Origin of the sequence: Microbacterium sp. TNHR37B, assembly GCF_001620065.1 — a bacterium.
GTDB lineage: Bacteria > Actinomycetota > Actinomycetes > Actinomycetales > Microbacteriaceae > Microbacterium.
Genome location: NZ_LQGV01000003.1, coordinates 1,039,063 through 1,056,745 on the forward strand (window position 1 = coordinate 1,039,063; position 17,683 = coordinate 1,056,745).

Annotated in this window: 19 protein-coding genes; 10 read left to right on the forward strand and 9 right to left on the reverse strand. The window is 69.7% G+C overall.

The annotated features are described in order from the left end of the window. Nucleotides 1-28 precede the first annotated feature (28 nt). Both rpsR and rplI read left to right on the forward strand, forming a co-directional pair. Nucleotides 29-283: a 30S ribosomal protein S18 gene (rpsR, locus tag AVP41_RS12815; protein ID WP_005054609.1), complete on the forward strand. Its 255-nt coding sequence runs from the start codon at nt 29-31 to the stop codon at nt 281-283. Between the two features lie 11 nt (nt 284-294). Next, complete coding sequence (rplI, locus tag AVP41_RS12820) at nt 295-747, forward strand: 50S ribosomal protein L9 (protein WP_067165066.1); 453 nt, start codon at nt 295-297, stop codon at nt 745-747. A 64-nt stretch (nt 748-811) separates the two neighbouring features. Here rplI and AVP41_RS12825 read toward each other — a convergent pair whose 3' ends face one another. From AVP41_RS12825 to AVP41_RS12835, 3 genes are all read right to left on the reverse strand, one after another. Continuing rightward, on the reverse strand, nt 812-1,150 hold the full coding sequence (locus AVP41_RS12825; RefSeq protein ID WP_157532489.1) for a hypothetical protein: 339 nt from the start codon (nt 1,148-1,150) through the stop codon (nt 812-814). A gap of 102 nt (nt 1,151-1,252) precedes the next feature. Beyond that, nucleotides 1,253-2,863 carry a chaplin family protein gene (locus AVP41_RS16710; RefSeq protein WP_067165073.1) on the reverse strand — a complete coding sequence of 537 codons (1,611 nt, stop codon included), beginning with the start codon at nt 2,861-2,863 and terminating at the stop codon, nt 1,253-1,255. Nucleotides 2,864-2,946: 83 nt separating this feature from the next. Next, the gene (locus AVP41_RS12835; protein WP_067165076.1) at nt 2,947-4,005 is read right to left on the reverse strand and encodes a hypothetical protein; all 1,059 of its coding nucleotides are present in this window, start codon (nt 4,003-4,005) and stop codon (nt 2,947-2,949) included. Nucleotides 4,006-4,488: 483 nt separating this feature from the next. Between AVP41_RS12835 and dnaB the strand changes: the two genes are divergently transcribed. The 3 genes from dnaB to AVP41_RS12850 all read left to right on the forward strand — a co-directional run bounded on the left by dnaB (nt 4,489) and on the right by AVP41_RS12850 (nt 6,608). Then, on the forward strand, nt 4,489-5,868 hold the full coding sequence (dnaB, locus tag AVP41_RS12840) for a replicative DNA helicase (protein WP_067165079.1): 1,380 nt from the start codon (nt 4,489-4,491) through the stop codon (nt 5,866-5,868). 96 nt (nt 5,869-5,964) lie between these two features. After that, nucleotides 5,965-6,219: a YobI family P-loop NTPase gene (locus AVP41_RS12845; RefSeq protein WP_067165082.1), complete on the forward strand. Its 255-nt coding sequence runs from the start codon at nt 5,965-5,967 to the stop codon at nt 6,217-6,219. 50 nt (nt 6,220-6,269) lie between these two features. Then, nucleotides 6,270-6,608: a hypothetical protein gene (locus AVP41_RS12850; protein WP_231902746.1), complete on the forward strand. Its 339-nt coding sequence runs from the start codon at nt 6,270-6,272 to the stop codon at nt 6,606-6,608. A 74-nt stretch (nt 6,609-6,682) separates the two neighbouring features. Here the strand turns inward: AVP41_RS12850 and AVP41_RS12855 are convergent, their stop codons facing one another. After that, entirely contained in the window at nt 6,683-7,072 is a 390-nt protein-coding gene (locus AVP41_RS12855; protein WP_017828519.1) for a heavy metal-responsive transcriptional regulator, read from the reverse strand. Between the two features lie 115 nt (nt 7,073-7,187). Between AVP41_RS12855 and merA the strand changes: the two genes are divergently transcribed. Both merA and merB read left to right on the forward strand, forming a co-directional pair. Continuing rightward, entirely contained in the window at nt 7,188-8,612 is a 1,425-nt protein-coding gene (gene merA, locus AVP41_RS12860; protein WP_036286088.1) for a mercury(II) reductase, read from the forward strand. Continuing rightward, the gene (gene merB / locus AVP41_RS12865) at nt 8,522-9,019 is read left to right on the forward strand and encodes an organomercurial lyase (RefSeq protein WP_082829205.1); all 498 of its coding nucleotides are present in this window, start codon (nt 8,522-8,524) and stop codon (nt 9,017-9,019) included. The genes merA and merB overlap by 91 nt, the downstream gene beginning before the upstream one ends. A 503-nt stretch (nt 9,020-9,522) precedes the next feature. Here the strand turns inward: merB and AVP41_RS12870 are convergent. The 5 genes from AVP41_RS12870 to AVP41_RS12890 are packed head-to-tail and all read right to left on the reverse strand — an operon-like array spanning nt 9,523 to nt 14,643. Beyond that, entirely contained in the window at nt 9,523-11,436 is a 1,914-nt protein-coding gene (locus AVP41_RS12870) for a heavy metal translocating P-type ATPase (RefSeq protein WP_197464331.1), read from the reverse strand. Further along, a complete protein-coding gene (gene cmtR / locus AVP41_RS12875; RefSeq protein ID WP_060960787.1) occupies nt 11,433-11,792 on the reverse strand; it encodes a Cd(II)/Pb(II)-sensing metalloregulatory transcriptional regulator CmtR in 360 nt (119 codons plus the stop codon). The genes AVP41_RS12870 and cmtR overlap by 4 nt, the downstream gene beginning before the upstream one ends. Before the next feature lie 26 nt (nt 11,793-11,818). After that, on the reverse strand, nt 11,819-12,361 hold the full coding sequence (locus AVP41_RS12880) for a type II glyceraldehyde-3-phosphate dehydrogenase (RefSeq protein ID WP_081767967.1): 543 nt from the start codon (nt 12,359-12,361) through the stop codon (nt 11,819-11,821). Nucleotides 12,362-12,400: 39 nt separating this feature from the next. Then, complete coding sequence (locus tag AVP41_RS12885) at nt 12,401-14,056, reverse strand: ABC1 kinase family protein (RefSeq protein ID WP_036286080.1); 1,656 nt, start codon at nt 14,054-14,056, stop codon at nt 12,401-12,403. After that, complete coding sequence (locus AVP41_RS12890; RefSeq protein ID WP_067165088.1) at nt 14,056-14,643, reverse strand: AAA family ATPase; 588 nt, start codon at nt 14,641-14,643, stop codon at nt 14,056-14,058. The genes AVP41_RS12885 and AVP41_RS12890 overlap by 1 nt, the downstream gene beginning before the upstream one ends. A 60-nt stretch (nt 14,644-14,703) precedes the next feature. Here AVP41_RS12890 and AVP41_RS12895 point away from each other — a divergent pair, with 60 nt between their 5' ends. From AVP41_RS12895 to AVP41_RS12905, 3 genes are read left to right on the forward strand one after another with little or no spacing between them, the layout of a single operon-like run. Continuing rightward, nucleotides 14,704-14,988, forward strand: coding sequence for a metal-sensitive transcriptional regulator (locus AVP41_RS12895; protein ID WP_005049572.1), 285 nt, complete (start codon nt 14,704-14,706; stop codon nt 14,986-14,988). A 46-nt stretch (nt 14,989-15,034) separates the two neighbouring features. Further along, the gene (locus AVP41_RS12900) at nt 15,035-15,394 is read left to right on the forward strand and encodes a heavy-metal-associated domain-containing protein (RefSeq protein ID WP_051498747.1); all 360 of its coding nucleotides are present in this window, start codon (nt 15,035-15,037) and stop codon (nt 15,392-15,394) included. Beyond that, nucleotides 15,391-17,670, forward strand: a complete 2,280-nt coding sequence (locus tag AVP41_RS12905; protein ID WP_067165091.1) for a heavy metal translocating P-type ATPase — start codon at nt 15,391-15,393, stop codon at nt 17,668-17,670. The genes AVP41_RS12900 and AVP41_RS12905 overlap by 4 nt, the downstream gene beginning before the upstream one ends. The last annotated feature ends 13 nt before the right edge of the window (nt 17,671-17,683 follow it).

Consider the following 17,683-nt stretch of genomic DNA (forward strand, 5'->3'; position numbering starts at 1 on the left):
GGCATCCGACATCACCTAAGGAAACAACATGGCTGGAAAGGCTACCGGCGATCGCCGCAAGCCGCGGAAGGGCGCCAAGAACGCCGCTCCCGCGAAGGCGATCCGCGTCGGCGTCATCGACTACAAGGACGTCGCAACGCTTCGTAAGTTCATCTCGGAGCGCGGGAAGATCCGCGCCCGTCGTATCACCGGTGTCTCGGTGCAGGAGCAGCGTCTGATCGCCAAGGCGATCAAGAACGCGCGCGAAATGGCGCTCCTGCCTTACGCCGGCGCTGGCCGCTAAGGGGTCCCGACATGGCAAAGCTGATTCTCACGAACGAGGTCGCCGGGCTCGGAAGCGCCGGTGACGTCATCGAGGTCAAGAACGGGTACGCCCGCAACTACCTCATCCCCCAGGGCTTCGCAGTGGCCTGGACCCGCGGTGGCGAGAAGCAGGTGGCGTCCATCCGCGCCGCCCGTGACGCCCGCGCGATCCACGACCACGAAGAGGCCGTGGCGCTGAAGAACTCGCTCGAGTCGAACAAGGTCAAGCTGTCGGTCAAGGCCGGCGCCGAGGGCCGCCTGTTCGGTTCGGTCAAGACCGCCGACGTGGCCGACGCCGTCAAGGCCGCCGGTCTCGGCGAGCTCGACAAGCGCAAGATCCACATCACCTCGCCGATCAAGTCGGTGGGCGAGCACGAGGCGACCGTTCGTCTGCGTGACGACCTCACCGCCGTGATCACCCTGCAGGTGGTCGCCGCGAAGTAATCGCGTCGATATCGAAGGGCCGTGGGAGTGATCCTGCGGCCCTTCGTCGTTTCCCGGGGTCTCGCTACCCCGCAACTGTCGTCTGGATCACAGCGACGGCCGTCACCGTTGCCACGACGAGCAGGGCGATGGATACCGTGGGTGCCCACCAGCTCGACTGCTGCCGGAGGCCTCGGGCGATGATGATGACCGTGCTCAGCACGGGGAGCGCGATCAGGAGGCCGCGGAAGCTGACGAAGGTCACCCATATGGTGTTGCTGCAGGTGTCGTCCGCGCACCCGGCCACCGACATCGTCTGCAGGGTGACGTACCAGTGCGCAGCCACCGACAGCGCGATCAGTGCGATCAGGATCAACACCGCGCGCGGTCTCTCGGTCGGGCTGCCGCCGGGTGCTCGTCTCACGGTCTCAACCTAGCCAACCCCGGGAGAGTCTCGCCGGGTGCGGGCAAGCGAAGGCGGGGACGCCGCGCCAGGCTGAGCCGGCGTCCCCGTTCGCTCCTGCCATCAGATCGTGCGGCGCGTCAGACGCATCACCCCTCCCCCGATCATCAGCAGAAGTGCGAGGGCCGCGAAGGGCAGCAGAGGCTGTCCACCCGTCTCGGCCAGGGCCACCGCGGTGGGTGCTGCCGCGGGCGAGCCGACGATCGTCGTCCCGTCCGTCGGCGTGCCCGACCCGTCATCCGAGGGGTCCGACGGGGTGCCCGGTTGTGTCGGGGTGCCCGGATCAGTGGGCGTTCCCGGTTCGGTGGGCGTTCCCGGGTCGGCCGGGTCGGTCGGGTCGGTCGGGTCGGTCGGATCCGTCGGGTCGGTGGGGTCGGTGGGGTCGGTCGGATCCGTCGGGTCTGTCGGGACGACCGGCGTGGTCGTCTCGCTGTCCCCGACCACCGAGATCGCGTTCCCGCCGAGCGTCACCGGAACCGACACCGGGAGCGCCAGCTGGGTGCCGCTCAGCAGACCCTCGGTGCCGGACGTGACCGGGCCGATCCCCGTCCCGGAAGCCGTGCCGCTGCCGGTGGTGGTGCCGGTGCTGGTGCTGTCCCCGAGGACGGAGATGGCGTTCCCGCCGACCGTCACGGGCAGTTCGACCGGTGCGAGGACCTGGCTGCCGGAGGCGACGCCGTCGGAGCCGCTGGTGGTGGTGCCATCCGTGGCGCTGTCGGCGTCACCCGAGCTACCGCCGCTGCCGGTGGTGGTGCCGGTGCTGGTGCTGTCTCCGAGGAGGGAGATGGCGTTCCCGCCGACCGTCACGGGCAGTTCGACCGGTGCGAGGACCTGGCTGCCGGAGGCGACGCCGTCGGAGCCGCTGGTGGTGGTGCCGTCGGTGGCGCTGTCCGTGACACCCGAGCCGGTGCCGGTGGTGGTGCCGGTGCTGGTGCTGTCTCCGAGGAGGGAGATGGCGTTGCCGCCGACCGTCACGGGCAGTTCGACAGGTGCGACGACCTGGCTGCCGGAGGCGATGCCGTCCGACCCGCTGGTGGTGGTTCCGTCGGTGGTGGTGCCGTCGGGGGTGCTGTCGGCGTCACCCGAGCTACCGCCGCTGCCGGTGGTGGTGCCGGTGCTGGTGCTGTCTCCGAGGAGGGAGATGGCGTTGCCGCCGACCGTGACGGGCAGTTCGACGGGGGCGACGACCTGGCTGCCGGAGGCGATGCCGTCCGACCCGCTCGTCGTCGCACCGTCGCTCTCAGGAGCGCTCGCGTCGGCATCCGACGTGGACTCCGCCTCCGACGCCTCCGACGTCGACTCCGATGCGGTGTCGCCGGCCACCGAGACCGCGTTGTCCTTCACGGTGACGGGCACCTTTACCGACACGATGGCCTGCGATCCGGAGGCTGTGCCGTCCTCACCGCTGGTGGATGCCTTCGACGACGAGGTCGAGCCCTCCGTCGACTCCGCTTGTGCGGTGGATTCGTCCGATGAGCTCGACGAGTCGCCGACCACCGAGATGCCGTTGCCGGACACCTCGATCGGCACCGACACGTCGATCAGGCCCTGGGTTCCCGACAGGAGGCCGTCGTCGCCGTTGGTATCGGCTGCCATCGCAACCGTTGCGCCGCCGAGCGTCAGCCCGCCGGCGAGGAGCGTGCCCCAGAGGGCGCGCTTGATGAAAGTACGCATGAGTCCTTCTCCTTGTGAACGTGGGGGAGCGCGCGAACGCGCGGGATACCGTGTGCTGCGCGGGGGCGCAGCGGTATCCCCGTTCAGTCGGGAGAGACCTCGTGCGTGACGAGCGGGTTGGGCGGCACGTCGTCATCGGACAGACCCGACGCGTGCGACCAGGCAAGACGCACGAGCAGGGAGTCCGACACAGGGAGTGCGCCCATCCCGGAGGAGGGGCTGGAGCCGGCCGACGACGACAGGGCAGTCGTCGGCGCAGCGGTCAGGGGGAAGAAGAGGGGGGAGCCGTCGAGGGGCGCGTGCTGTCGCACGGGGGAGGCGACGGAGAACGGTGAGGGTGCCGTTCCGGCCCTGGCAAACGCGGCTGGGGGGAATGCCGCCGAGGAGGCGCCGAGGGCCGGAACGGCCGTGTCCCGCTCGCTCGTCCGCGAGGGGAAGGAGGCGTCGGTGGGTGAGGCCGCAGCAGGGGCAGGAACGGCGCCGGGCTCGTCGCCGGGGATGACCCCCGACGGCTCCTCGGAGCCCGTTCCCGGCGAGGGGAGAGGCGGGGTCACGGCGTCGACGGAGGTGTCGACGACCTCCACGACGGTGTCCACGGCGGAGTCCACCATGTCGGTCACCGCGCCGACCACCGTGTCGACGGTCGACTCGACGGCCTTCGTCGCTCCGGAGACGACGGTGGTGGCGTGCTCGGCCGTGCGGTCGACGACCTTGTCCACGGTGTCGGCCACGGAGTCCACCGCGTCGGCCACGCGGGTCTTCTCGACCACCTTCCCCACGACGGGGGCGCTGCGCACCGCCTTCGTCACGGTCGACGTCGCCGTGTGGGCGGGCCGACTCTTGGTCACCGCGGTGACGGTGGAGGTGGTCTTCTCGACGACGGCGGAGGTCGTGTCGGTGACCGTCTCCGTCGTCGTGGCCGTGGCGTCGGTGAGGTCGCCCGTCGCGTCGTCCACGAGGCCGGTCACGGCACCCAAGATCCCTCGCCCGTCTTCGTTGTCGTCGGCCGCGTGCGAGGGTGCGGCGCCGAGCCCGAAGAGGAGGGAGAGTGCGAGCCACGCGAAGGCCACGCCGACGGCGGACAGCGCAATGCGCTGCCAGGTTCCTGCGTGCCCCGGGGGGTGGGACGCGGTGTCGGCCATGGTTCACCTCCGTCGCATGCTCGACGTTGTGGCTTCGTTCGCCACAGTTATGGGTGCCTGGTGCGCACGAAGTTAGCCACTTCGCCCGCGGATGTCTAGGGGGGTTGCGCTTCTTTTCGCGGCGTGATCCGGCACTCCTCGCGGCGACACGCCCGTGATGAATCCGGATGCCGTCTCGACTTGACAAATCCAGAGTTATCCCCGTGGTTGTCCCCAGATCGACCGCGCCGCCTCAACCTTCAAGTGGCACTTCACACACGTTTCTCCTCCACAGGCTGTGGAACAAGGAACCGCAGGTCAGAGGGGAGATTGCGGAGAAGATTCGTCGGGATCCCGGGCGTTTTCCACAGAAGCTGTACACAGGCTGTGCGGCGTTTCGCGCATCTTCTCCACACAGTTATCCACAGGCGCGTTTGCGAGTGTCGGAGGGCGTGCCTAGCGTGGCGTGTGGCTCGATGGGTGGGCTGCGGAAGGGGAGTGCGCATGTCGATCGCCGACATCTCGGAGGAGCGCCTCGGCGGCCCGTCCGGAGATCGCGGTCACGATCGCACCCCGCCGCACGATCTGCTGGCCGAGCAGAGCACGCTCGGTGGAATGCTGCTCTCGCCCGACGCCGTCGCCGATGTCGTCGAGGCCCTGCGCGGCACCGACTTCTACGTGCCCAAGCACGAGCTGATCTTCGAGGCCATCCTCTCGCTGTACTCGCACGGCGAGCCCACCGACGTCATCGCCGTCACCGACGAGCTCATCAAGACGGGCGACCTGCAGCGCTCCGGCGGCGCGGACTATCTGCACTCGCTCACCTCGATCGTTCCCACGGCGGCGAACTCCGCCTACTACGCGTCGATCGTCCGCGAGCGTGCGCTGCTGCGGCGCCTCGTCGAGGCCGGTACTCGCATCGTGCAGATGGGATACAACGGCCAGGGCGAGGCGCTCGACCTCGTCAACAACGCGCAGGCCGAGATCTACTCCGTCACCGGTGCCGAGCAGGCCGAGGACTACGTGCCGCTCGAGGTCGCCGTCGGTGTCGCCATCGAGGAGATCGAGGCCGCACGTGGTCGCGACGGTCAGATGACCGGCATCCCCACGGGCTTCGCGGGTCTCGACCAGCTGACCAACGGCCTCCACCCGGGCCAGATGATCGTCGTCGCCGCACGTCCCGCCATGGGGAAGTCCACGCTCGCGCTCGACTTCGCCCGCGCGGCCGCCATCAAGCACAACCACCCCACGATCTTCTTCTCCCTCGAAATGGGAAAGAGCGAGATCGCAATGCGTCTCATGAGCGCGGAGGGAGCCGTGCCGCTCCAGAGCATGCGTAAGGGCATGCTCGACAACCGCGACTGGACGACCATCGCCTCCACCCGTGGCCGCATCAACGACGCGCCCCTCTATATCGACGACAGCCCCAACATGACGCTCGTCGAGATCCGCGCCAAGTGCCGCAAGCTCAAGCAGCGGGTGGGGCTGAAGATGGTGGTCATCGACTACCTCCAGCTCATGACCAGCGGCAAGCGCGTCGAGAGCCGCCAGCAGGAGGTCTCGGAGTTCTCCCGTGCCCTCAAGCTCCTCGCGAAGGAGCTGCAGGTGCCGGTGATCGCGCTGTCGCAGCTGAACCGTGGTCCCGAGCAGCGCGCCGACAAGAAGCCCGCCATCAGCGACCTGCGTGAATCGGGCTCGATCGAGCAGGACGCCGACATGGTGATCCTGCTGCACCGCGAGGCCGCCTACGAGAAGGACAGCCCCCGCGCCGGCGAGGCCGACCTGATCGTCGCCAAGCACCGTAACGGCCCGACCGACACCGTCACCGTCGCCTTCCAGGGTCACTTCTCCCGCTTCACCGATATGGCGAACGACTTCCAGTAGACGCTGTAGGTTCCACGCCGAAATGACATATTCCACGGGTAGTTGGCAGGCACTTGGCATCCCTGCCATTTGCTGTGGACGATTGAGGGGTTCGGTGTGACTGATGCCAGCGAGACGGTGACCAGTCCACTGAGGCTCGAGTCGCTCGTTCCACGGTTCGTGAGCGACCAGCACGGCACTTATCGCGACGAGCTCGTCGACCTGCTCACCGACGACGATCGACGCGCGCGCGTATGGAATATCGCGTTGACCGGGGGGTACGGCAGCGGGAAGAGTAGCGTGCTCGCGGGCGTGCGAGACCAGCTCGGCAAGCGCGTGGTTGAGATCTCACTGTCTACGGGCTCCACCTGACCCGCATCGCAGCGATCACCCGCGCACAAGTCGATACGACCGCGCGCCCCATGACGCTGACGGTCGGAACTGAACCGATCGAGCTGCCCGAAGTCCTCGCCGAAGCAATGGTCCAGCTGCTCGACGGCAACCGCTCCGACACTTGGCTCTTCCCGGGCAGGAACCCGGGCCGACCGATCACCCCCGGGCCGCTCAGCCGTCGACTCCGTCAAGAAGGACTCCTCGCCGGCAGCGCTCGTGTCACCGCGCTGATGGACCTCACCCGACAACTGCATCCTCGAATCGTGTCCGACCTGCTCGGCATCACGGCGTCATCAGCTGCCGCCTGGGCACGCCTCTCCGGGGGCGAATGGTCCGACTATCCCGCGCTGCGCTCAACCTCGACCTGAGCACCAATGGCCTCCCGCTACGCTTGCGCCTCCAGTGGGACTGCCTGAATTATCGGACAGACCCCCGGGCTTGGCTACAGATAGCGGCAGACCTGATCCGAGCTGCACGTGTCGGGCTCGACGTGCTCGGCCTGGTCGCGGAGCCCGGCGAGGGTGTCGCGCAGGTCGTGGAGCTGCCTGAGCTGCTGGTCGATATCGGTGAGGCGTGCGTCGAGGAGGTCGCGGACGTGGCTGCAGGGCGCTTGGCCGTGGTCGCGGATGTGGAGGATCTGCTGGATCTGGGCGAGGGTGAGTCCAGCGGCTTGGCCGCGGTGGATGAAGTCGATTCGGGCGATGGTCTCGGCGGTGTAGTTGCGGTAGCCGCTGGGCGTGCGCCCGGCCGGCGGCAGGAGCCCCTGGTCCTCGTAGAACCGCAACGTCTTCGCCGTGGTGCCGGCCGCGTCGGCGAGCTCTCCGATCCGCATTCCCCGCCCCCCCTTTTCGCTGGTCGCAAATTTCGTGCTTGACCTTCCCCTGTGGTGGAAGGTTCATGATGAGTGTATCAGCGGGATGTTCCAAGATGTCCAGGGAGGAATAAGGATGCCATCGAGGTTTGATCTGGCCGTGATTGGGTCGGGTGGCGCGGCATTCGCCGCGGCGATCCGCGCCACCACACTGGGAAAGTCGGTGGTGATGATCGAGCGCGGCACGTTGGGCGGCACGTGCGTGAACACGGGGTGCGTTCCGTCCAAGGCGCTGCTCGCGGCCGCCGAGGCCCGCCACGTGGCCGCGGATGCGGGCTCCCGGTTCCCGGGGATCGCCGCCACCGCTGGCCCGGTAGACATGCACGGGCTGGTGGGTGGCAAGCAGGACCTGGTCGAGGCGATGCGGAGTGAGAAGTACATCGACGTGGCAGAAGCCTACGGCTGGCCGGTCCGCCAGGGCGAGGCGGCGTTCGCCGGCACGCCGGATGCGTCGGTCCTCGAGGTCACCGCCGCGGACGGCACCGTCGAAACCATCGAGGCCGCCCACTACCTCATCGCCACAGGCTCCCGCCCGTGGGCTCCTGCCATCGAGGGGCTGGACGGCGTCGACTTTCTCACCTCGACGTCGGCGATGGAGCTGTCCGAGGTGCCTGACTCGCTGCTGGTGCTCGGCGGGGGCTATGTGGCGCTGGAGATGGCACAGTTGTTCGCCCGGCTCGGCTCGAAGGTGACTCTGCTGGTGAGGTCCCGGCTGGCGTCGAAGGAGGAGCCGGAAGTCTCCAAGGCGTTGCAGGAAATCTTCGCCGACGAGGGCATCCGAGTGGTCCGCCGCGCCATCCCCACCCGCGTCACCCGCGACCCGGGCACCGGCCAGATCGTCGCCGCGGCCGAGGTCTCGGGCGGCGTGCAGGAGTTCCGTGCCGACGAGATCCTCGTCGCGCTCGGCCGCGCCCCGGTCACCGACGGGCTCAACCTCGAGACCGTGCAAGTGAAGACCGGCGCGGCCGGAGAGGTCGTGGTCACCGACCAGTTGCAGTCCTCCAACCCTCGCGTCTGGGCGGCTGGGGATGTCACCGGGCACCCCGAGTTCGTCTACGTCGCAGCCCGGCACGGCACGTTGGTCGCCGAGAACGCCTTCACTGACGCCAGCACGTCGGTCGACTACACGCGGATGCCGCGGGTCACATTCACGAGCCCTGCCGTCGGCGCGGTCGGGATGACCGAGAAGGAGGTCATCGCGGCCGGGATCCGCTGCGACTGCCGTGTCCTGCCACTGGAGTACGTGCCCCGCGCGCTGGTGAACCGGGACACCCGCGGGTTCATCAAGATGGTCGCCAACGCGGACACCGGCGAGATCCTCGGCCTGACCGCGGTCGCCAAGGACGCCGGCGAACTCGCCGCCGCAGGTGTCCACATCCTCGGCAAGACCATCACCGAGGTCGCCGACGCGTGGGCCCCGTACCTGACCACGGCCGAAGGCATCCGGATCGTCGCCAAGGCCTTCACCACCGATGTGTCGATGCTGTCCTGCTGCGCCTGACCGCGCGCCAGACAGCGGATCCACCCCATCAGAAACTGGAGCCTCGCCCGCTCCTCGATCGGCCCGCCCGGGTCGAATCGATCTCCCCGGCCAGCGGCGACACGATCCGCGTCACCGTCGACTCGACCGCCGGTGTCACTAGCGTGGAACCGGCGACCGCGGTGGTGTCCTTGGTCAGCCCCGAGGCCATGCACTCGATTCGCTCCTCGTTCTGCAACCAGGTCCACTACTTCGCTTCCCGCGAGGACGCCGCCGGATGGCTCACGGAACACCCGATGGCCCAAATCCTCACGGTCGCCGATGCCTTCGAGGTTGGCAGCACCCTGATCACCGAGATGCTCGAGCGCCCCCGGACCGGTGCCGACGAACTGTCTGGAAGCTGCTGCGGTCCCGAGACCTGCTGCTGAGACGGCACCACGAGAGGACAGAACACCAATGCCTCCCAACCAGGACGACCAGCGAGGCGGCCGTGGCCTGCTCCTTGGGGCCGTCGCCGCACTGCTCGTGGTCGGCTGCTGCGCCCTCCTTCCACTTCTCGTCGTCGGAGGCACGATCACAGGGATCGGCACCCTCCTCCGCAACCCGTGGGTGATCACGGGCGGTGCCGCACTCCTGATCCTCGCGGTGGTTGCAAGCATCGTGATGACAGCGCGTGCCAGGCGACACCGCCGCGAAAACGACCCCGACTGCTGCCCGCCCCTTCGCCCGACCATAACGAAGACAGACCCGAGGCGAAGGGAAACCGGAACCAACTGATCATGGCCATTAGACCCCGGCATACGGCCCGCCCGATAGGCCCCTAGCCAGCAGGCAAGTCGCCGATCAACGCGCGCGAACTCTGATGTGAAATCTAAAGGTCATCCGCATGGTCCCGGATCAAGCCGTCACGCGGCGGCGACGTCCTGCGCGGTCACGTGCTTGCCTTCCGCGTCGACGCGGCGCGCAGGCCGTTGAGGATCACGATCACCTCGGCGATCTCGTGCACCAGCACCACTGCCGCAAGCCCCAGGACGCCAAAGAGGGCGAGCGGGAGCAGGGCGGTGATGATCAGCAGCGACAGGATGATGTTCTGGTTGATGATGTGCCGCCCCCGACGGGCATGGGCGAACGCGCGCGGGAGAAGCCGCAGATCGTGACCGGTGAAGGCCACGTCGGCCGACTCGATCGCGGCGTCGGAGCCCGTCGCGCCCATCGCGATCCCGATGTCCGCGGCGGCCAGCGCAGGGGCGTCGTTGATGCCGTCGCCGATCATCGCGACCGGCCCCTTCGCACCGAGCTCTGCGATCGCGGCGGCCTTGTCTTCGGGGCGCAGCTCGGCGCGGACGTCATCGATCCCTGCATGCGCAGCGAGGGCGCGGGCGGTGCGGGCGTTGTCGCCGGTGAGCATGGTCACCCCGATGCCCTGGGTCGCGAGGGTGCGGACCACTTCAGGGACCTCGGGGCGCAGCTCGTCGCGGACGCCGATCGCGGCGACCGGGACGCCGCCGCGGTGGACGATCACGACTGTCATGCCCTGCTCCTCCAGCCCCGGGACCCGGTCGCCGAGGGTCCCGGCGTCGAGCCAGCGCGGGCTGCCGACGGTGATCCGCGCGCCGGCGAGCTCGCCCTCGATGCCGTGCCCGGCCTGCTCGGTCACGCCCTCCGCCGCAGGGGCATCCGGCGCTGCGGCGGTGATCGCGGCGGCGAGGGGGTGGGTGCTGTGCTGCTCCAGAGCGGCCGCCCACGCCAGCGCCTCCGCCTCGCTCACACCGTCCACGGTGAGGACGGCGGTGACGGCGGGCTCGTTGCGGGTGAGGGTGCCGGTCTTGTCGACGGCGACGTGGCGGATCACGCCGAACCGCTCGAACGCGGCACCGGACTTGATGATCACGCCGAACTTGCTCGCCGAGCCGATCGCCGCGACCACGGTCAGCGGCACGGAGATCGCCAGTGCGCAGGGCGATGCCGCGACCAGCACGACCAGGGCGCGGGTGATCCACAGCTCCGGGTCGCCGAGCAGCGAGCCGATGATCGCGACCAGGGCGGCGAGGATCAGCACGCCCGGGACGAGAGGGCGGGCGATGCGGTCGGCGAGGCGGGCGCGGTCGCCCTTCTCCGCCTGAGCCTTCTCCACGAGGTCGACGATCGTGGTCAGTGAGTTGTCGGTGCCTGCCGCGGTCGTTTCGACCTCCAGTGCCCCGGCGGTGTTGATTGCGCCGGCGGAGACGGCATCGCCGGGTTCGACCTCGACCGGGATCGACTCCCCGGTGATCGCGGACGTGTCCAGGCTGGAACGTCCCGTGCGGACGACGCCGTCGGTCGCGATCCGCTCACCCGGCCGCACCAACATCAGCTGCCCGACAGCCAGATCCTTCGCGGCGACCTCGACCGAGACGCCGTCGCGGCGGATGGTGGCGGTCTCCGGGACGAGCTTGAGCAGTGCCCGCAGCCCGCCGCGGGCACGGTCCATCGCCTTGTCCTCCAGCGCCTCGGCGATCGAGTACAGGAATGCCAGCGCTGCGGCCTCCTCGACGTAGCCGAGGATCACCGCGCCGACCGCGCTGATGGTCATCAGCAGCCCGATGCCGAGCTTGCCCTTGAAGAGGTTCCGGATCGCGCCCGGCGTGAACGTCGACGCGCCCAGCAGCAGGCCGATCCAGAACAGCACCAGCGCAGGGATCTCCATCCCGGACCACTCCAGCGCCAGACCGGTGAGGAACGCCACACCGGAGAAGACCGGGACCATGATCCCGCGGTCCCGCCACCAGGGGCGCTCCGCCTCCTCGGCCTCTTCGCCGACTGCGGTCTCAGGCTCGTCGTGCTCGCAGCCGCACGCCGCGCTCACGCGCCCGCTCCCGTCCCGCAGCAGCCCGGCACCGTGCACGAAGCGTCCATGCAGGGCGCGTGCTCGTCCACCGCGAGCGTCACGTCCACCAGCGCGGTCAGCGCCGCCGCGAGGTGCGGGTCCGCGATCTCGTAGCGCGTCTGCCGCCCTTCCGGCTCGGCGACCACGATGCCGCAGTCGCGCAGGCAGGTCAGGTGGTTCGAGACGTTCGAGCGGGTCAGCTCCAGCTCACGCGAGAGCACCGCCGGGTAGCTGGGGCCGTCGAGCAGGGTCATCAGTATCCGGGAGCGCGTCGGGTCCGCCATGGCCCGGCCGAGCCGGTTCATGACGTCGAGACGTGGAGCAATGGTCAGCATGCACTGATCATACAGTGTTGACTGAACTAATCCCAGGATGAATAGTGCACCCTGCGACATTCGGCCCTACCAGTAACCCCGCGGGCGCGCAGCAGCAGCCCGGCGTTTTCGAGCGCGCCGAGGACGCGGACGATGCTGGTGGTGTTGCAGGACACCACCCGGGTCAGGTCCCGACCGAGCGCGGTGGCGTAGTTGGCCTGGGCGACGAAGGAGTGCCCGGTGGTCGAGTGCGCTTCCCCGCCCTGCACGATCACCTTTACTCCCGCCGCCTGGTAGCGGGGCAGGTTTCCGGCGGCGACGTGCTTGGGGGTCGTATCGACGATCACGTCGCTCTGCGCGAGGAGATCGTCGAGGGTTCCCTCGGGGCGGATGCCGGTGTCCACCATGCCGCTGTGCGCGTCGGGGGTGGCGGCGAATACGGGCAGCCGCGGGACGGCGGATTGTATTCGCCAGTCGGTGACGATGTCCGCGACGCCCACCAGGTGCATGTCGGGTTGGGCGTGGACGGCGTCGGCGACCCTCTTGCCGATCACTCCGTACCCGTTGACGCCGACTCTGATCCTGTCCATCTTCGTCTCCTTTCGTGGTGTTCTTGAGCCGTGCGCGGGTCAGGGGCGGGGTCGGCGGCGCCGCAGCGTCCACAGCAGATAGCTGCCGAGGGCGCCGATCGTGCCGGTCCCGGCGCCGATCAGGACGCCTTCCCGGGAGCGCCATTTCGTGTTCCCGCCGACGAGGGTGCCGATCCCGCTGATCAGCGCGGCGGCGATCATTCCCGCGACGACACGGTTGCCGACGCGTTCGGCGCGCCCGACGAGAGGTTCCAGCTCCGTCGCGCGCAGGTGCACCTCGAACCCGCCGTCTTCGAGGAGATGCCGGAGCCGGCTCAGGGTGGCGGGCAGCTCGGTGAGCAGTGCCCCGGTGTCGGCTCCCGCGCGCGCCCATCGCCGGGCCAGAGCCGGCAGGGACAGCTGGGCGCGGGTGAGCTGCTCAGCGTAGGGCTGCAGGGCGTCGAGCATCTGGAAGTCCGGATCCAGCCGCGCCGCGGTCCCTTCGGCCATCATCAGCACTTTGAACAGCAGCGCCGTCTCCTGCGGAAGGTGCAGCTGGTGCTGCTGCAGGATGCCGAGCAGCTGCTGGAGCATGATTGCGAGGCTGATCTCCGACAGCGAACGGCCCCGGTAGCGGGCCGTGAACGCGGTGATCGCCTGCCGCAGCCCTGCCCGGTCGACGACGTCGGCGGTCCGGGAGAGTTCTATCAGGGCGGTGGTGAGGGTGTCCGGGTCGTCGCGGGTGAAGGCGAGCACGATGCCGGCGAGGCCGTCCGTGGTCTGTTCGGTGAGCTCCCCGACCATCCCGAAGTCGATCAGCGCGAGCGCGCCGTCGGGCTGCACGAACATGTTCCCGGGATGGGGGTCGGCATGGAAGAACCGGTTGTCGAACACCATCGTGAGCACGATGTCGGCACCCAGCCGCGCGAGTGCGACCCGGTCGATGCCGGCGGCGTCCAGGCCCTCCAGGTCGTCGATCCGCACCCCGCTCATCCGCTCCAGGGTCAGCACGCGCGAGGTCGTGGTCTCCCCGTGCACGCGGGGAATCCGCACCCGCGCCGCGTGGGCGAACTCCTGCGCGAACCGTTCGGCGTTGCGGGCCTCCTGCAGGTAGTCCAGCTCGGCACGCAGCGTGCGGGAGAACTCCTCCACCAGCCCGGGCAGGTCGTACTGCCGGATGGCATCCCAGCGCCGGTCGGCGCGGTCGGCGAGGTTGCGGAGAATGTCCAGGTCTTCATGCACCTGCGCGACCACGCCGGGCCGGCGCACCTTCACGACGACCTCGGTGCCGTCGTGAAGAGTTGCCGCGTACGCCTGCCCGATGGACGCCGCCGCCAGCGGCACCGGGTCGAACTGGGCGAACACGTGCTCTGGGTCGGCGCCGAGCTCTTCACGGAGCACGTCCCGAATGCCCTCCCACGGTGCCGCGGCGACGTCGTCCTGCAGTTTGGCGAACTCGGCGACCCATGCCGCGGGGAGCAGATCGTGCCGGGTGGAGAGGATCTGGCCCAGTTTCACGAACGTCGGCCCGAGCTCCTCCAACGCGACCCGCACATGCTCGGGGTTCGTGTAGGGGTCCTCCTGCCGGGCGTGTCCGAGGGCGCCGCGGTGGAACGGCACCAAGCCGCCCAGGCCCAGCACGCCGGCCAGGACGCCGAGTCCGTGCCGGCGCAGCACGGCCCCGATCTGCCGGTACCGGCTACTCCCCGCGCCCATCAGCTCACGCCCCTCTCGGCTGGAGTGCCGGCCGATGCTCGTTCGAGGATGAAGTCGACGCGCGCGTCGGGGGCGAGTGCGGGGACGGTGACGACGGGAAAGCCCAGCTCCTGGTACACCAGCCCGAGCAGGTCGTGGATGCGCCGCTGCGCGGCGGGGTCCTCGGTGCGCGCGTAGTCGGACGCCAGCGGGAGCAGGTCAAGCAGGAACACCGTCGCGTACCGGGCGCCGGCCAGCGCGCCCAGCAGGACGGTGCCGGGGGCGAGGCCGAGGAAGCGGTAGTAGGCGAGCGAGTCCGGCAGAGCACGGTCCAGGAACACGGTCTGTTGCGGGTCGAGGGAGCGTTCCTGCTCGATCTGCATGTCGACGACGGCGCGCTGGAACTCGCTCTGCCGTGCCCGCACCTCCGCGGTGCTGCGCCCGGTGATCCGTTGCAGGTCGATGTAGTGGCGGGCGTGCTCGATTGTGGTCGTGTACCCGCGGCCCCGCAGCAGGTTGACCGTGGTGGTCTTGCCCGAGCTGGGACCGCCCGTCACGACGTGCCAACGGGTGGTCTGTGCGGGCCGCGGCTCCTGGATGCCGGTCATGACCTCACCCTACACCCTGTACCCCTACAGGGTATGGTAGATTGTGGGTGGAGGTGCGAGATGGCACACGGGTATGTGGACAACAAGCCGGCGCTGCTGGCGCGGCTGAGCCGCGCGGAGGGTCAGGTGCGCGGGATCGCGCGGATGATCGACGAGGACGTGTACTGCATCGACGTGCTGACCCAGGTGTCGGCGGCGACGAAGGCGCTGGAGTCCGTCGCGCTGTCGCTGCTGGAAGACCACCTCGCGCATTGCGTCGCGCAGGCGACCGCCGAAGGCGGCCCGCTCGCGGAGGAGAAGCTCCGCGAGGCGAACGCCGCGATCGCGCGCCTCGTGCGCTCCTAACGTCGTCCCCACTCACATCGTTCAACGCTCTTGAAGGGAGCACATCATGACCGGACAGGGATTCCAGGACCTCGGCCTGCAGGCGACCAGCACCGGCGGTGGCTGCGCCTGTTGCAGCCCCACCTCCCACGCCACGGCAGCCACCGACACCGGCGCGCCGGCGCAGCAGACGGCGGCGGGCGAGACCGTGTCGGCGCAGTTCCTGGTGGAGGGGATGACCTGCGCGCACTGCGTGCGTAGCGTCACCGAGGAGGTCTCCGCGATCGACGGTGTCTCCGACGTCGCGGTCGATCTGCACGCCGGTGGCGTGTCCACGGTGACGGTGTCCAGCGCGACGCCGGTGGATGCGGAGCGGGTGCGGGCGGCGGTGGAGGAGGCCGGGTACAGCCTCGCCGCAGCCTCATGAGCACGCTGGACGTCGATCTCGACATCACCGGGATGACCTGCGCGTCGTGCGCGACGCGGGTCGAGCGGAAGCTGAACAAGCTGCCCGGAGTGGAGGCGACGGTCAACTTCGCCACCGAGAAGGCCCGCGTGCACTCGGAGGCCCCGGTGCCGGTGGAGGAGCTGATCGCGGCGGTCGAGCAGGCGGGGTACGGAGCGAGCCTCCCAGCCCCGCCTGTGCCCGACACGGCTGAGCAGACCATCCCGCGGGACGATGAGCTGGCGTCGCTGCGGCAGCGGCTGATCGTCTCGGCGGTGCTGGCGGTGCCGGTCGCGGTGCTGTCGATGATCCCCGCCCTGCAGTTCACCTACTGGCAGTGGCTCACGCTCACCCTGGCCGCGCCGGTGGTGGTGTGGGGGGCGTGGCCGTTCCACCGCGCCGCGGCGATCAATGCCCGGCACGGGGCGGCGACGATGGACACTCTGATCAGCGTCGGGGTGCTGGCCGCGTTCGGCTGGTCGCTGTACGCGCTGTTCTTCGGCGGTGCGGGGATGCCGGGAATGCGGATGAGCGTCACCTTCGTCGGCACCCCGCAGGCCGGTGGCCACGAGGTGTACCTGGAGGTCGCCGCGCTGGTGACCGTGTTCATCCTCCTCGGCCGCTACCTCGAGGTTCGTGCCAAGCGGCAGTCCGGCGAGGCCCTGCGCGCCCTGCTGGAGCTCGGCGCCAAGGACGCAGTGATCCTCCGCGAAGGCACTGAGCAGCGCGTCCCCGTCGCACAGCTCGTTCCGGGTGATGTCGTGGTGGTGCGGCCGGGTGAGAAGATCCCCGCCGACGGCCTCGTCACCGAGGGAATGTCCGCGGTGGACGAGTCGATGCTGACCGGCGAGTCCGTGCCGGTCGAAGTCGCCCCCGGCTCCCGCGTGGTCGGCGCGACTGTGAACACCGGCGGGCGCCTGCTCGTGCAGATCACCCGCGTCGGCGCCGACACCGAGCTGGCCCGGATGGCGCGGCTGGTCGAGGAGGCGCAGACCGGCAAGGCCCAGGTGCAGCGCCTCGCCGACCGGGTGTCGGCCGTCTTCGTCCCCATCGTCATCGTCCTCGCCCTGGCCGCGTTCGCCGGGTGGCTGATCGCGGGGGCGCCCTTGGAGGTCGCCTTCACCGCCGCGGTGACCACCCTGATCATCGCCTGCCCGTGCGCGCTGGGGCTGGCGACGCCGACCGCTCTGCTGGTCGGCACCGGCCGCGGCGCCCAGCTGGGCATCCTCATCCGCGGACCCCAGGTGCTCGAGCAGACCCGCCGCATCGACACCGTCGTGCTCGACAAGACCGGCACCATCACCGCCGGCACCATGACCGTCACCGGCATCCACCCCGCTCCCGGCACCGATGAGGCGGAGCTGATCCGGTTCGCCGCGGCGCTCGAGCACGGCTCCGAGCACCCCATCGGCCGCGCCATCACCGCCGCAGCCGACGGCCCGACGGATGCCGTGGAGTCATTCGCCGCCGAGGCCGGTCAAGGCGTGCAGGGCATCGTCGACGGCCGCCTGGTCGCCGCCGGCCGCGCCTCCTGGATCACCACCCAATGGGCGCTCCCCATCCCCTCAGGCCTCGCCGCGACCATCGCGGCGGACGAGGCGGCGGGGGCGACGGTGACGGTGGTGGCGTGGGACGGGCAGGTGCGCGGGGCGATCAGCGTCGCCGACACCATCAAACCCACCAGCCGTGAGGCGGTCGCACGGCTCCGGGAGCTCGGGTTGACCCCGATCCTGCTCACCGGCGACAACCCCGGCGCCGCCCGCGCGATCGCCAACCAGGCCGGGATCGAGGACGTCCGCGCCGGGGTCACCCCGCAGGGCAAGCTCGACACCATCCGCGACCTGCAGGCCGCGGGCCGGGTGGTCGCGATGGTCGGCGACGGCGTCAACGACGCCGCAGCCCTCGCCGCCGCCGACCTCGGGATCGCGATGGGCACCGGCACCGACGCGGCCATCACCGCCGCGGACCTGACCATCGTCTCCGGCGACCTGATGCTGGTCCCGGACGCGATCCGGCTGGCCCGCCGCACCCTGGGCACGATCAAGGGGAACCTGTTCTGGGCGTTCGCGTACAACGTCGCCGCGATCCCGGTCGCGATGCTCGCCCTGCTCAACCCCATCCTCGCCGCCGCGGCAATGGCGTTCAGCAGCGTGTTCGTCGTCACCAACAGCCTCCGCCTGCGCCGCTTCCGCCCCCTGCCCACCCCGACCCGTGCCGGCGCCCCCGCCACCCGAGAGCCCGCGCCCGTCCAGGCCTAACCATCGCTCGAGA